Origin of the sequence: Echinicola marina (genome assembly GCF_020463795.1) — a bacterium.
Classification (GTDB): Bacteria; Bacteroidota; Bacteroidia; order Cytophagales; family Cyclobacteriaceae; genus Echinicola; species Echinicola marina.
Map to the genome: position 1 here is coordinate 3870556 of NZ_CP080025.1, position 15550 is coordinate 3886105.

The following is a 15550-nucleotide window of genomic DNA, read 5'->3' on the forward strand; positions in this document are numbered from 1 at the left end:
TATAATAGCTCAGGAGATGTCTTCTTCAGCCGCTTTTATCATGCTTGTCAGCTTTTTGACCATATCAGGGTATTTATCTGCCACATTGCTTTCTTCAGAAATATCCTCATCCAGATTATAAAGGGATACTGTGAAAGTGCCATTATCTTGCTGATTCCAGCCAATGGATTTTTCTATATGTAACTTCCATTTTCCAAGCCTGACAGCTTCCACTTTTCCATTCCTTGCAAAGTAATATAGAGGACGTTCCGGAAGTGTAGTTTTATTAGGTTTATACAGGTGTTTGCTGATGTCCATTCCATCCATTTTCAAGTCTTCGGGGATTTTGGCCCCAGCAATATGGGCGAGGGTAGGAAAGAGGTCCATGGTGCTTACAAACTGATGGCTTTCGATACCTGCGGGGATCGCTGCTGGCCAGGATATGATTCCTGGTACACGTTGACCGCCTTCCCATGTTTGGGCTTTTTTGCCTCTTAGGGGTTTGGCAGAACCTACTTGTGGACCATTATCGGACGTGAAAATAATGATGGTGTTATCATAAATACCTTCTTCTTTTAAGGTTTTAACGATTTCTCCCATGCTCCAATCCAATTCCATGATCACATCTGCATATATCCCTTTACCGCTTTTTCCCTCAAATTCTGGTGAGGCATATAATGGCTTATGCGGCATATTATGAGCCAGGTAAATAAAGAAAGGCTTTTCTCCGCGACCCTGTATTTGTCGAATAGTTTCCTCAGTATATCTTTTGGTCAGGTAGTGCTGGTCAGGACCTTCTTCTATCAATTCAGTATTTCTGTAAAAAGGAAGTGGGGGAGATTGGAAATCATTATTTTTATAATAGTATCCATCCATATCATTGGAATAGGGCACGCCATAAAATTCATCAAAGCCTTGGTTATTGGGCATATACACTTCTTTGTGTCCCAAGTGCCATTTGCCAATGCAGGAAGTGGTGTAACCACTGGCTTTGAGCATTTCAGCCATGGTATATTCTTCAGGGGCTAATCCTCCTTCAGAATAAGGAAATAGGACTGCTTCGTGGAGATCACTTCTTTTGGGATAGCGACCAGTCAATAGTCCAGCCCTGGAGGGGGTACATACCGTAGCAGGTACATAAAAATCGGTGAATCTGATGCCATTGGCAGCTAATTCATCAAAGTTGGGCGTTTCATAGCCTTCAGCGCCGTAACTGCCCACATCTGCATAGCCTTGGTCATCGGTGAAAAAGATGATGATATTAGGGGGAGTAGTAGCTGCATTTGTGTCCTGATGAATGCCTGCTGTAAAGAGGAAAGTAGTGAAAACAACTAAAATGTAATTGAAGAGATTTTTCTTATTCATAATCATATAATTTTAGATAGCTGATACCCATATGCAGCCAGTTTTCTGCTCCGGTTGATTGTCTTTGGCATTGGTCGGTATATGGGCATAAAAGAAAATGATCAAATTAGCTGTATAGGTTAAGTATAAAATGAAAAAAATAAACTTGTTGAAGGTAAATTTATTTCAGATAGCAATGTTATGCTAAATTTTGTATTAATTACTTTTATTAAATGATAAATTTTGAATATATTACAAAGCAAGGAGAATAAACTATTAAAGTTCGTTATTGATGATTGAATATTTGTTTAATTAAAATATTTTTGGGTTTATGATTGTAGAGAATTGTTAAAGAAAGCATAATATATGTTTTTCAATTTTTCTTGATAATTCTTAGACTTTTGTAAACGTTTTCTAAAAGTTAGATACTTAGGATATGTCCCAAATTTACGAAAAGGAACTCAGCGAAGATTGTTATGAAATAGCAGCAATGAAAGAAGGCTCTTGGGAGGCTTTTGAGCACCTATACAATAAATATTGGGAGAAGCTTTTCAAATTGAGTGTTAGGGTAACAGGGGATGAGGAGCTGAGCAAGGACTTTGTACAGGAGATATTTTTGGACTTATGGAACAGAAGACAGTCTTTATCCATCAAGAATCCATATGCTTATCTTTATCAAGCAACGAAATACCGTTTTGTAGAACATATCAGGAGACAAGATTTACAGAAAAAGTTCATAGCACATTTTAATGAAGTCCTTCACTTAAGCAATGATGTAGAAGAAAAGATTTATTTTGAAGAGCTTCATCATCAAATTGATAGTCGGCTGGTTGAACTGCCCTCCAGGTGTAGGGAAATTTTTACTTTGAGCAGGTACCAGCATTTGTCCAATCAGGAAATCGCCAATAGGTTGGGGATTTCAAAGAGTACCGTTGAAAACCAATTAAATAAGGCATTAAACCATTTAAGAAAATCAGCCGATTTGGGTGTGGCCATGATGTTTATTTTGGGTATTTTGTGATTTTCAGTGTTAAGTATAGGTTTTGTTTGTTAACTAATTATTAAAATTCTGATTTTTTATATTTTTTCATAGGTGCAGCGCATCTCTTCTTCTACTATAGATCAAATGACACGCGAATGATGAGCGAAAGAGAATTTGATCAGCTTCTAAAAAAATACCTTGAGGGAAAGACATCCGAGGATGAAAATCAAATCATAGATAAATGGTTTGAACAGCTGAGTACATCTAAATATGACTTGGCAGAGGAAGATCTGGGAAATGTCAAGAGAGAGATTTTTAGTCGTATTCAGGAGCAAGCCAAGCCTGCCCATACAGATGTGCCGAAAGCCAGCTCCCATTCTATTGGTCTATGGAAGTATGCGGCTACGGTGACAGTTTTGTTACTGGCCGGGTATTGGATTTATTCTACTGTAGTAGATGATACTGAAAAAAACTGGGTGACTCAGCAAACCGCCACAGGAGAGGTCTTAGAACTTAGCCTACAAGATGGCAGTAAGGTCTTTTTGAATGCCCTTTCCAGTATATCTTACCCCAAACACTTTGGCAAATCAAGCAGAGAAGTAAAGGTGACTGGTGAAGTTTATTTTGAAGTGGCCAAGGATGCCAAAAGGCCTTTTAAAGTTTATGCTGAGAAACTGAATACCAGTGTGCTGGGGACCTCCTTTAACGTAAATGCCTATAAGAATGAACTTCCTAGGGTCAGTGTGCTGGAAGGGAAGGTGCTGGTGGAAAGCATATCAAAAGGAGAAAAGGTGACCCTGCTTGCCCATCAAGAAGCACAGCTGGATGGAAATAATGCATTGTCTAAGCATGCAGTGGATATGGACAGGGTATTGGCCTGGAGAAGGGGGATTTTTTATTTGAACAATATCTCATTGGAGGAAGTGGGGCGGATTATTGAGCGGAATTATGATGTTCGGATCATTTTTGAAGATCAGGCCACGGCCATGCAGACCGTATCAGGAAAATTCAAAAAGGACAGTTTGTCCAATCTTTTAAATCAAATCCAGTTTATCAAAGACATTCATTGGGAAAAAACTTCCAATGGTACTATAAAAATAGCTTCCAACAAAAAATGAGATGCCTATGAATTAATACCAAATCCAGAAGAATCCTGCGCTTAAAAAAAAGCGGTAAGCCAGGGGTCGAAAATTGGCTTACCACTGCTAACAAGCATTTTAAGTACCAGTAAATTAAACCTTAAAATTAACTTAATTAACCTTTGAATTTATGTTTAATACTATTACAAAACAATTGCTGCGCAAGACAAAGCTGTTGTCCCTACTTTTGGGACTGCAGTTATTGAGTATGCAGCTATCCTTGGCGAATGTCGTTCAAGGCCAAAATCCCAAAGAGATCAGTATAGAATTTGAGGCAAAAAATGCCAGTTTGGAATCGGTGTTCGAGCAAGTCGAGGCGATGACTGACTTTGTATTTCTCTATGATGAGCGTATCATAGAAAGTGATTTGAAATTTAGCTTGGCCAAGCGGCAAATTACTGTGGCGGAACTTTTGGATATCCTGGCCAAAACCCACCCTTTGAAGTTTCAGCAACTTAATAATAGCATTTCAGTGAAGCTTGAAGAGGGCAAAACTGCAGTTTTAGATAAGATATTGATTACCGGAACCATCCGTGATCAAGCAGGTCAGCCACTTCCGGGGGCGACAGTATTGGTTAAAGGAACCAATATAGGTACGGTAGCGGATTTGGATGGGAAATTCTCCTTAAAAGCGGATAATAATGCCATATTGATATTTAGCATGCTTGGTTTTAGTGACCAAGAGATATCGGTAAACAACCGCTCGACTATCAATATGGTGTTACAGGAAGAAAGTGCGTCTTTGGATGAGGTGGTTGTTTTTGGTTATAGTGCAGTAGAGAAGAAGCACGTAGCATCAGCTGTTTCTGATTTGGATATGGAAAGAGCGGTAAACCGTCCTCTTGGAAAATTGCAGGAAGTATTCAGTGGGACTATTCCAGGTGTGACGATGATGCAAGCTTCCAATATTCCTGGCGGTACACCGGGAAGTATCAATATTCGTGGTATTGCAACACTTCAAAGTGCTTCTCCATTGGTCATTGTGGATGGTATGGAGCAAAGCTTAACAGACCTTGATCCCAACCAAATCAAGAGCATCAGTGTGCTAAAAGATGCCGCTTCAGCCTCTATGTACGGTTCTAGGGGAGCCAATGGGGTAATCATCATCGAAACCAAAAGAGGTACTACGGGTAAGTTCAAGGTAGATATGCACGCTTGGACGGCGGTCAATGATCCTATTATGATGCCTGACTTTGTGAATTCAGCTGATTATATGAGGCTTAATAATGAAGCCAGAACGATTCAGGGCCAGAGCTTACTTTATACAGATGAAGATATCGCTTTGAGTGAGCAGGGTGAATTGCCCAATACCAATTGGTTAGAAGAGATCATGGAGAGGAAGGCACATTCCTATAATGTTTCTTCCAATATCTCAGGAGGAGGTGGTGTAGGTACCTTCAACTTAATGCTGGCATACTTAAAGGAGAATGGCTTGAATATCAATGAAGGAAGTGAAAGATTTTCTGCCCGTTTCAATACCAATATCAATATCAATGATAAGTTTGTGCTTTTGGCTGATTTTTATGCAAGAAGGTTACAAGTAGACAGACTTTATGCCAATACAAACGGTCATGGCCTATATACTGATGCTTGGAGAATGAACCCTACCCAGGCAGTATTTTATGATTCTGATCTTCCAGAGCATTATGCCTTATATGATGACAGAAACCCTGTAGCCAGTATCCACCATGGAGGGCTCTATAATAACTTGTATGACAGGAGCACCATTAACCTGAGACCAAAGTATCATATCAATGACAACTTGCACTTAAGCGGCAATGTATCCTATATGATCAATAAGTCTGCAAATAAATATAAAAGAGAGACTTTTAAATTCTACGATGAAGAAGGAAGGCCAACTACTACTTGGGCCAATGCCGTAGGTGCTTCCCAAGGAGTAAGTGTCAGCCAGTTTACTGCTAGGGGTAATATCAACTATGAGAGTAAGTTAAGAAAGGAAAAGGACAAAATTTATTTGATAGCCGGTTCTGAGATCATGAACCATGTCTATACGGACTATAGGGAGATTGCCAAGGCTTCTTTTTATACCAAAGTGAACTATTCTTTTGATGAGCGTTACTTATTGGAAGTGACAGCAAGAAGGGATGGTAGTTCCAAGTTTGCTCCTGGCTATCGTTGGGGATTCTTCCCTTCAGCAGCAGTTGCCTGGAACATGCACAATGAAAGCTTCTTTAGAGATCTTAATGAAAGAGGTATTGTCAATAATATCAAGTTGAGGATGTCCTATGGTAAAGTAGGGAACGAAAACGTGGACCCTTATTTATGGCAGGAAGATGTAAATACCTGGGGATGGACCATGAGGGTACCTAATCCTAGCTTTACTTGGGAAAACCAAACACAAAGCAATATTGGCCTAGATGTAAGCTTATTGAAGAACAGGCTGATGTTTACAGGAGAGCTTTACAATAAGCTCTCTACAGACCTTGTGTATGGGAATTTTCCAGTACCACCTCTTACTGGATCCTATTATTTAGAAACTTCTGTAAATATCGGTGAAGTGGAAAACAAGGGTTGGGAAGTATCAGCCAATTGGAGTGATAAAGTAGGGGATTTTGAGTACAGCATTGGTGGTATGTTGTTTGACAATAAAAACAAAATCCTCAAAGCGGGCTATAATGAATCGGATACTTTGGTCTTTAAAGGAGATATAGATAAAATCTGGTATAATGGAAGTTCCATCAATAATTATTATGGTTATGAAAGTGATGGTTATTTTCAAACAGAAGAAGAGATAAATTCCACAGAAGCCAAGCTACCTAACACCCTTCCAGGTGATATCCGCTATATAGATCAAAACAATGACGGTATCATCAATGAGAACGATAGGGTATATCTAGGTGATCCTTTTCCTCATATGAACTATTCGGTAAATATGAATTTAAGGTTTAAGAACTGGGATTTCAGTTTCTTGGGCCAAGGAGTTGGCAAAAGACTGGGAAGGGTAAATGGTCTTGAGGGATATCCAGTCATCATGGACGGGAATACCAATGCTCTTGGAACCCCAAGACAATATTATATGGATAATAGATGGACACCAGAAACCCCTAACAGTAGATTTCCTAGAGTATGGACAGGGACAAGTCCAAATGCCAATTTAAGTGATATATGGTTAAGTGATGCTTCTTATTTCAGAATCAAGACCTTGCAATTGGGCTATACGATTCCAAAACCAATCAAAGGTGTACAAAACTTACGCATGTACATCAATGCACAAGATGCATTCACTTTTACCAACTGGGAAGGATTGGAGCCTGAAGACAATGGAGGAAATGGAAGCTATCCAAGAATGGCTACATATAGTCTTGGCGTGAAATTCACCATACTTTAAATCAATAGTGAGCAATGAGAAAATTAACGATAATATTAATTCTAGCATGTATGTCCCTTATGGGCTGCGAGAACTTCTTGGACAAGACCGATCCAACGGCTACATCATTTGATGAATTTTATAATGATGAAGAGGACCTACGTCGAGTAGTTTACAGTAGTTATAGAGATGTTTTTACTCACAATAGCGATCGTAGGTTGTTGATTTATATGCAGGATGGACGATCTGACAATGCTTATGCCCGACTTAGCGGAGACCACCATCAGGTCATTGCCAATGGTAATTTGAATGCCAATTCCAGGGTAGTGGAATATTATTATAGTTTGCATATGAAGCACTTAGGAAGGTTGAATACGTTTATAGACAAGGTAGGTGTGCCTTATGTGGAAGATGAAGCCGTAAGAGAAAGATATTCTAATATCCTTCAGGGTATCCGTGTTTGGCATTATTTTATTTTGACCTCGAGATGGGGGGATGTTCCCTTCGTTCTTGAACCTGCTGATTTGGATGAAGCCAGACAGCCTGTTACCCCCAAAGAAGAAGTATTGAATACCATCTTTCCTCTAGGAGAAGAAATCGCCAATAAGCTTCCTGTGGGAACTTATTCTTCCAATAAATACATGTTTAACCAACTTTCTATGAAGGCTATCGTCATGCGTTATGCCTTGTATTTTGAGCGTTACGAGTTAGCAGCAAGGTTGGCCAAAGAAATTATAGACAGCAAAGAATATTCATTGCATCCGGTTTATGGGGAATTGTTCCAATATGAGGCTTCCGATAAAAATGATGAGGTGATCCTTCATCAAAATAGAGAAAGTTACAGTGGTAGCACCTATGCATTTCCACATTTAGGTCCCCATTTTAGAACTGGTTATGGCCAATCTTATGTTGTGCCGTTGAAATCCCTGGTAGACAGTTATTGGACTTTACAAGGCAATGCCATTGATGATTGTCCTTATCATACGAAGGAGGAATACGAACTTGATCCTAATTTGAACAGGGATCCAAGGTATGCATTCAGTATTATGGGGCATGGGGATGAATTCTATGGAGAACCTATTGATGTTTATAACCCTGAATCTACCATGTTTTATGAAAAAAACCGTGCAAGTGGTTCAGGTTATTGGTTCCGTAAGTTCGTCTCTGATGATGATGCTTTCAAAAATGGCAGTAATATGGAATTTCCGCTTTTGAGGTATGCAGAAGTATTATTGACCTATGCAGAAGCTAAGATCATGATGAATGATGTGGATGCATTGGCCAAGGACTGCATTAACCAATTGAGAGAACGCGCTGGTCTGGACATGTCCGAAGCAGATGTGACCCTTCCTGAATACAGCGCGTTTAGCCAAAACGAGTGGGTTGAGCTGATCAGAAATGAAAGAAGGATAGAATTGGCTGCAGAAGGCCGTAGATATGATGATATTATCCGTTGGAGGATCGCCGAAGAGGTATTGAACCAACCAGCTTTGGGGCATACAAGAAAAGTCGATGGACAATTGGTTTCCTTAAAAATCGAGGATAGGTCTTTTGCCCAGCACCAGTATTTATGGCCATACCATGAAAGTAGTTTAAAAGTTAATCCTGGATTGAAACAAAATCCTGGTTATTAATTTTACTTGTTTTGTATAATTGAATTTGGGCCCAAATAGTCATGCTTTTTGGGCCCTTTTTTAAAATCAGTTATAGGATTCTTTTCAAGGATTTTTTACTTCAAACTCTAGCTACTATTATCTCAATCTATACCTCAAAAATCATCAAACTTATATGAGAGGACCACAACTAATTTTGTTTGCGACACTGGTATTTGGTTTACATCCTTTATTGGCACGACAAGAAACATATGGCCCACAGCCTCAAAAAACCAAAGTAGAAGGCCACAGGGGAGCTGCAGGATTGATGCCCCAAAACACCTTGGAGGCGATGATTGAAGCTGTCAAATTAGGAGTAAATACCTTGGAGTTCGATCTCCAAATATCAAAGGACGGAAAGGTCATCTTAGCGCATGATGCCCATATTAATCCAAAATATACCTTAGGTACTCAAGGAGAAGAAATACCGGAAGAAGAGGCCAAAAGGTTGATTTTCTGCAAAATGAATTACGCTGATATAAAGGAATATGACATCGGCAGTAAGTATTATGATAGGTTTCCAGATAAAAAAAGGTTTAAAACAAGCATTCCACTGGCCTCTGATGTGATTGATTCAGTGGAGAATTTCATCCAAGAAAACAGTTTGGAACCTATATGCTACAATATCGAAATAAAATCAAGTAAGCTAAAAGAAGAGAATGGACTCGTTTATCCCTATGAGGAATATACAGACAAGGTGATGGATGTTTTATTAAGCAAAAACCTGAAAGGCCGCTTGGTAATCCAGTCAGGAGATCCCAGGTGTTTAAACTATCTTCATAAGAAATATCCTGATGTGAAATTGTCGTATTTGGCTGTTTATAAAAAGGATTTTGAAACCTATATGTCCAAGTTGGATTTTGTGCCTGAAGTGTATAGTCCCTTGTACACGATGGTAAATGAAGCATTATTAAAAAAATGCAAAAGTGCAGGAATGAAGCTGGTAACTTGGACAGTAGATGAAGAAGCTGATATCGCCAAAATGATTGAATTGGGAGTGGACGGAATTATCAGTAACTACCCGAATAGGGTTCTTGAACAACTGGCCAATCAATAAATAAAAGTAGGTTAATTGGCTTGGGCCATTTAACCCGTTTTTGAAAGTTTCAAATAGCTTGTTTTGACTCCATATTAGAAGCTTTCCATAGATGACTAATTCTATTTACACAAAAAATAATCCATAAGAAAAATGAAATTCATTTATATCCTATTATCTATCTGGTTGGGCTTACTTTCCTGCAAAGAAGGTGAGCAGCCTACACCAGAAATAGAAAAACCAAAAAGCACAAAGGAAATCACCGTATTGTCCTATAATATCCACCATTCCAATCCACCATCCAAGCCTGATTTGATTGACTTGGATGCCGTGGCCAAGGTAATCAAAGAGAGCAATGCTGATATTGTGGGTTTGCAGGAAGTCGATGTGTATACCGAGCGGTCCGGAACAGATTTGCATATGGCAAAAAAATTGGCCGAGATGACTGGTTTTGATTATTTTTATTTCTCCAAGGGTATTGATTATAGGGGAGGTGAATATGGAACAGCCATTTTGTCCAAGTATCCTATATCAAATGAAAAGACGATCAAGCTACCTAAAGAAGAGGGAACTGAACAGCGTACCCTTTCTTTGGTAACGGTAAGTCTTACTGAAGAATCAAAGCTTTATTTTGGAAATACCCATATGGATTTTACGAGTGAGTCCAATGGCTTAGCGCAAGCAAAATTTATCACCAAATATTTTGATGAATCTACGGATAATGAAATTCCCGCAATTGTAGTGGGTGATTTTAATGCCGTTCCCAGCAGCCCGGCCATACTTCATTTTGACAGGTATTTTGAACGGAGCTGTAAAACAGGCTGCGCCAATACCGCTTCTACAAATAATCCAAGAAAGATCATTGATTATATCATCTATAAATCCTCTAAGGATTTTGATGTGTCATCCCATCAGGTGATCGATGAAACTTATGCCTCAGATCATTTCCCCGTTTTGGCAAAGCTGGTGTTAAAGGAGTTTTGAGCATTAATTGTAAATGATTACTAAAAGTATTTCAGTAATAAATCCCCTATATTGCCCGGGGATTTATTGTTTTCTATGATTTTTTGGGCATATATTTGATCAGACTGGAAAAGTTAGCTATTAAGTATTAACCCAAAAAGCTTTTCATGAACCGTAATTTATCCATACTGCAATCCTTTACCTATTTTTTGATTGCCCTATGCTTGATATTTGTGGTTTTGAAAACAGCCTCATTTATTTTTATTCCTGTGGCTTGGTCCGCACTTTTGGCCATTGCTTTATTGCCGGTATGTGACTGGATGGAAGAAAAGGGGATTCCAAGACAAATTGCCATTATAGTAAGTATTCTCTTGACGACATTGCTTGTTGTGGTCGTGATATATGTACTGGCCAACCAGCTGGTGGGCTTATTAAAGAGTAGCCCTGCCATAGGAAATAAGCTGGAGCAATACTTGGTTTATGTCCAGGATAAATTAGATGTTTTGGGCGTACAAGTGACAGTAGCTGATTTGGATAAGCAGCTATCCAGCCTGGTGAATACCAAGACCATCAGTAGTTTTTTGATGGATTCGGTAGAGACCATCATGACCTTGGGGATCATGCCGGTATTGGTTTTCTTTTTTATGTATTACCAGGAGTTTTTTATGGAGTTTTTGCGAAAGCTTCAAATGAGCCATGCGGAAAAAGGTTTTGGGGATCGGAGCTGGATCGTTGAAGCCAGTGGCCTGATCAAAAACTATTTGATAGGCTTGTCTCTGGTAACGATCATTGTATTTGTCATGGCCAGTGTGGTTTTTTATCTATTGGGGGTTAAATACTTTTTGTTTTTTGCTTTGTTTGTGTCCATATTTAATTTGATCCCCTATATAGGGGTGTTTCTCTCTTCTCTGATTTCGGTGGTTTATGTTTTGTTGATCACTGATTCGATCATTTATCCGCTGCTTACACTTTTGCTGCTATGGGGCATCCAATTGATAGAGAACAACCTGATTACCCCTATGGTGGTGGGGATGAAGATAAAACTCAATCCATTGGCGGTCATCCTGGCGATTATTTTGGGTGGTTGGACCTGGGGGATTTCCGGGGTAATGCTCTTTATACCATTGATGGGGGTCATCAAGATTGTATTTGACCATATAGCATCCTTGCGTCCATTTGGGTATTTGCTGGGCAATGAAATGCCTGAATTCCGCCAGAAGGAGACTTTGTGGACCAAATTCAAACAAAGATGGAGCAGGAAAGAAAAATAATGATTGCTATCCTGTCTTTTTATCGGTTTTATGGATGCGAAAGGTCCAAATAGGACATAGGGAATGATTGACCACATCCTCTGTGATACTTCCATAAAACGCATGACTTATACCGGTCCTGCCATGGGTGGACATGGTGATAAGGTCTATATTATGGGATTTTTGAAATTGGATGATTCCCTTTTCCTCTGTCCAATGTGAAGTGAAATGGGGTTGACAATTTTGCAATTGGTGCCGTTCGATAAAATTGCCTAGTTCCTTTTTTCCTTCTTCTTCTGGCTGGAAATGTACAGGTGTATTGATCAGCAATAAATGGAGTTTTGCACCGAAAAATGCTTGAACTGATTTGAGTTTTTCGATGAATTTTTCTTGTCCATGTTCCAGGTTGGATGGGAGCAGGATGTTCTTGATGGCAGCTACCTTTGTCTCCTTATGCAAGGCCAATACAGGAACGCTGGATTTGCGCACTATTTTTGCAGTGACCGAACCAAAAACAAGCCCATCAAAACCCTTAATGCCTGTTGTCCCCATCAAGACAAGGTCAATGTTCCAAGCGATTATTTTTTCCAATAGACTAGCGGATATATTATTATGGGTTGTCAAGACCTTTGTACTGATATTAGGAAGAGGTGTATTGTCCAAGAGCTTTAGCATTTCTGTATGGACAGATTGCTGCATCTCTTGGATAATGTCAAAATCCATACTGTTGCCAAGACCTTTGACGTACATGGTTTCATACATAGGAGAGGCGTAAATGATATGAAGTAATATCACTTCTCCACCACTTTTTTCGGCAATATCCACCGCAAATCGGAATGCATATTTAGCGGGTGTAGAAAAATCATAAGGAACTAAAATCTTGTTCATATTTCAAGGGGTTGGATGTAAGGAGGTATTATCGCTTTAACAAAGGTGGTCTGTTCAAGGAAGGCTTACTTAGTAGCTTTTCCGCTTTGCTGATATTTTCAATGCCCGTTAAGAGGGCATCAGCATTGAAAGAAATACTGTCTATTCCTTCCGTGACAAGAAATTGGGTGAAGGCTGGGTAATCACTGGGAGCCTGTCCACACAGCCCCACCTTTATTCCCTTAGCATGTGCGGTCTGTATCAACTGGGAAATCATTTTTTTTACTGCGGGATTTCTTTCATCGAATAAATGGTGGATGATGGTGGAATCCCTATCCACGCCAAGTACAAGTTGGGTCAGATCATTGGAGCCAATGGAAAAACCATCGAATAAATCGGCAAAGTCTTCGGCAAGCACCGCATTACAGGGAAGCTCGGCCATAACATATATTTCAAGGCCATTTTTGCCTCTTTCCAAGCCAAATTCTTTCATGGTATTCAAGACTTTCTTGCCTTCTTCGGGGGTTCTGCAAAAAGGGATCATGATTTTGATATTGGTCATGTCCATTTCGTCCCTCAGGATTCTAATGGCTTCACATTCCAGTGCAAATCCAGCTTTATAATTTTCGTGGTAATACTTGGAAGCTCCCCTGAAGCCCAGCATGGGATTTTCTTCCAAGGGTTCAAAAGTGCTGCCACCGAGTAGCTGGGCATATTCATTACTTTTGAAATCACTCATGCGTACGATGACCTCTTTGGGGTAAAAGGCTGCGGCCACCAAAGCCAGGTGTTGGGAAAGGTTAGTAGTGAAATAGTGTTTTTTGTCTTTGAAAAGTGCCGTTTTTCGCTCAATTGCTGTTTTTTCAGGACCAGCAGGAAGTTGGTCATATCGCGCCAAGGCCATGGGGTGAATACCAATGACATCGGCTATGATAAATTCCATCCTTAATAGGCCCACACCCAAATTGGGATAATTCGCTAAGCGGAAGGCCTGAAAGGGATTGGCCAAAATAAACTTGGCCTCGGTATTTGTACTTAGTTGTCGGGGAATGGTGAGGGCTTTTTCTTCCCAGCTGATTTTTCCATTATAGATATGGCCTGTTTCTCCCTCTACGCAGGAAACGGTGATTATCTGTCCGTCTTTTAATATTTCCGTGGCATTTTGGGTGCCCACCACCGCATGAATGCCCAGTTCCCTGGCCACAATGGAAGCATGGCTGGTTCTTCCCCCTTTATTGGTCACAATGCTCACTGCTTTGCGCAATAAGGAATTCCAGTCTGGACTGGTAATGTCTGCTACGATGATATCACCTTGTTGGACTTTGGCCTCGTCCGCCAAGCTGTTGACCAGGCAGACCCGTCCTGAGATGATCGCCCTGCCCACTGCCGTGCCGGAACATAATGGCTTTGGCTTGGCTTTTATTTGGTATTCGATTTCATGCAATTGGTCTTTGTCCTTTTGGGAATGGATGGTTTCCGGCCGTGCCTGTACAATATAGATGGTTCCTGTATTGCCATCTTTTGCCCATTCTATGTCCATGGGCATGCCATAGTGTTGTTCTATTTGATGACAATCCATGGCCAGCTTTTTTACTTCTGTATCCGTCAAGGAGTAGTTATTCCTTTCTATATCGGTACAAGGGATGTTTTTGATAGGCTTTGGACCTTCTTCTGCATAAACCATCTTGTTTTGTTTTAGCCCCAATTTTTTAAAAAGCAGCTTAGCCTTGTTTTGCGCCAAGAATGGTTTGAACAGATAAAATTCATCAGGATTTACGGCACCCTGCACGATATTTTCACCCAGTCCATAGGCCGCGGTAATATAAACTATTTGATCAAATCCCGTCTCCGGTTCCAGGGTAAAGGCTACGCCTGCGGCGGATAGGTCGGACCTGACCATTTTTTGGACCCCCACGGAGAGGGCTACCTTCATATGGTCAAAACCATGGTCTATGCGGTATTTGATGGCATGGTCATTAAATAGAGAGACATAGCATGCTTGGATTGCTGCGATGAGTTTTTGAAAGTCAGTAATGTGCAGAAAGCTATCATGCTGTCCTGCAAAACTGGCTGTCGGAAGGTCTTCGGCTGTGGCACTGCTGCGAACAGCAAAACTCAGCCCTTTATGGTTCAGTTGGTTAAAAGCCAGGTGGATGGTTGAACTGATTTCTTGTGGAAAATGCCCAGCGGCGATGATTTTTCTGCATTGGCTACCGATTTCTGCCAAGTTGCTTAACTGTTCCAAGTCTAGCTTTTGCAATTGTTCATTCAGGGGAGCGAGGAGCTGATTGAAGTGTATAAATTCCCAATAGGCATCAGCAGTGATGGCGAAGCCTTCCGGGATATGGATACCCAGCGGCTGAAGCTTTTGGGTCATCTCTCCAAGGGAAGCGTTTTTGCCGCCTACCTTTTGAATGTCCTTGTTGGAGATATCCTTAAAATGGATACAATATGAATTTGGGGGAGCTGACATGGATAGCGTTCTGGCTTAAGTCTGTGTTGATCTATTCAATCTAGTTTGATTATAGTTCAGTTCAAATGATGCCAATTGCCTTGAATGATGATCAGTATCATCATGAAAAATTGAAATAGGAATACAGTATGGGGGTATGAGCTGAGTCAGGAATGGGAATGCAATAAGGGGGGGAGGGAGAAGCTTAGCCTTATAAAATAGGTGATAAATAAGAAAAACTGAAGATTTTATAGCCCAAACCCAGCTTTACCCTAGCTTTGATATAGCTTTGCCCTAGCTTTGGTACTACTTTGAGGTAGGGGGAGAGGTTGGATTATGTGGGATCTTTCGTGTTAATTTTAAGAGATTAACAATATTTGTTTTAGGACTTATACATGGGAATATGTCCTAAAATAGTCTATATTATAGGTTTTGGTTGATGTTTTTATGGAATTAAATTTCAAAGTGTAATGATTTAGTAGGTGATTCAGATGTTTTTTTTAATAAAATGATAACAATGATCATGTTAATTAAGGTGAAATGATTAATTTAATTTGG

General features: G+C 40.1%; 10 protein-coding genes. 7 read left to right on the forward strand and 3 right to left on the reverse strand.

Annotated elements, in window-relative coordinates; translation table 11 throughout:
* Positions 1-9: 9 nt before the first annotated feature.
* The gene (locus tag KZP23_RS15510; RefSeq protein WP_226332702.1) at positions 10-1344 is read right to left on the reverse strand and encodes a sulfatase family protein; all 1335 of its coding nucleotides are present in this window, start codon (positions 1342-1344) and stop codon (positions 10-12) included.
* A 415-nt stretch (positions 1345-1759) separates the two neighbouring features.
* Between KZP23_RS15510 and KZP23_RS15515 the strand changes: the two genes are divergently transcribed.
* From KZP23_RS15515 to KZP23_RS15545, 7 genes are all read left to right on the forward strand, one after another.
* The gene (locus tag KZP23_RS15515; protein WP_226332703.1) at positions 1760-2344 is read left to right on the forward strand and encodes an RNA polymerase sigma-70 factor; all 585 of its coding nucleotides are present in this window, start codon (positions 1760-1762) and stop codon (positions 2342-2344) included.
* 116 nt (positions 2345-2460) lie between these two features.
* Complete coding sequence (locus KZP23_RS15520) at positions 2461-3423, forward strand: FecR family protein (protein ID WP_226332704.1); 963 nt, start codon at positions 2461-2463, stop codon at positions 3421-3423.
* Between the two features lie 151 nt (positions 3424-3574).
* Positions 3575-6793 (forward strand): SusC/RagA family TonB-linked outer membrane protein, encoded by a 3219-nt coding sequence (locus KZP23_RS15525; protein WP_226332705.1) that lies wholly within the window; start codon positions 3575-3577, stop codon positions 6791-6793.
* Between the two features lie 14 nt (positions 6794-6807).
* Entirely contained in the window at positions 6808-8406 is a 1599-nt protein-coding gene (locus KZP23_RS15530) for a RagB/SusD family nutrient uptake outer membrane protein (protein ID WP_226332706.1), read from the forward strand.
* A gap of 154 nt (positions 8407-8560) precedes the next feature.
* The gene (locus KZP23_RS15535) at positions 8561-9481 is read left to right on the forward strand and encodes a glycerophosphodiester phosphodiesterase family protein (protein WP_226332707.1); all 921 of its coding nucleotides are present in this window, start codon (positions 8561-8563) and stop codon (positions 9479-9481) included.
* A 132-nt stretch (positions 9482-9613) separates the two neighbouring features.
* Positions 9614-10444: an endonuclease/exonuclease/phosphatase family protein gene (locus KZP23_RS15540; RefSeq protein WP_226332708.1), complete on the forward strand. Its 831-nt coding sequence runs from the start codon at positions 9614-9616 to the stop codon at positions 10442-10444.
* A 146-nt stretch (positions 10445-10590) separates the two neighbouring features.
* Entirely contained in the window at positions 10591-11694 is a 1104-nt protein-coding gene (locus KZP23_RS15545) for an AI-2E family transporter (protein ID WP_226332709.1), read from the forward strand.
* Between the two features lie 6 nt (positions 11695-11700).
* Here KZP23_RS15545 and KZP23_RS15550 read toward each other — a convergent pair whose 3' ends face one another.
* Positions 11701-12561 carry a universal stress protein gene (locus tag KZP23_RS15550; protein WP_226332710.1) on the reverse strand — a complete coding sequence of 287 codons (861 nt, stop codon included), beginning with the start codon at positions 12559-12561 and terminating at the stop codon, positions 11701-11703.
* A gap of 28 nt (positions 12562-12589) precedes the next feature.
* Positions 12590-15013 carry a phosphoenolpyruvate synthase gene (gene ppsA / locus KZP23_RS15555; protein ID WP_226332711.1) on the reverse strand — a complete coding sequence of 808 codons (2424 nt, stop codon included), beginning with the start codon at positions 15011-15013 and terminating at the stop codon, positions 12590-12592.
* Positions 15014-15550: the final 537 nt, after the last annotated feature.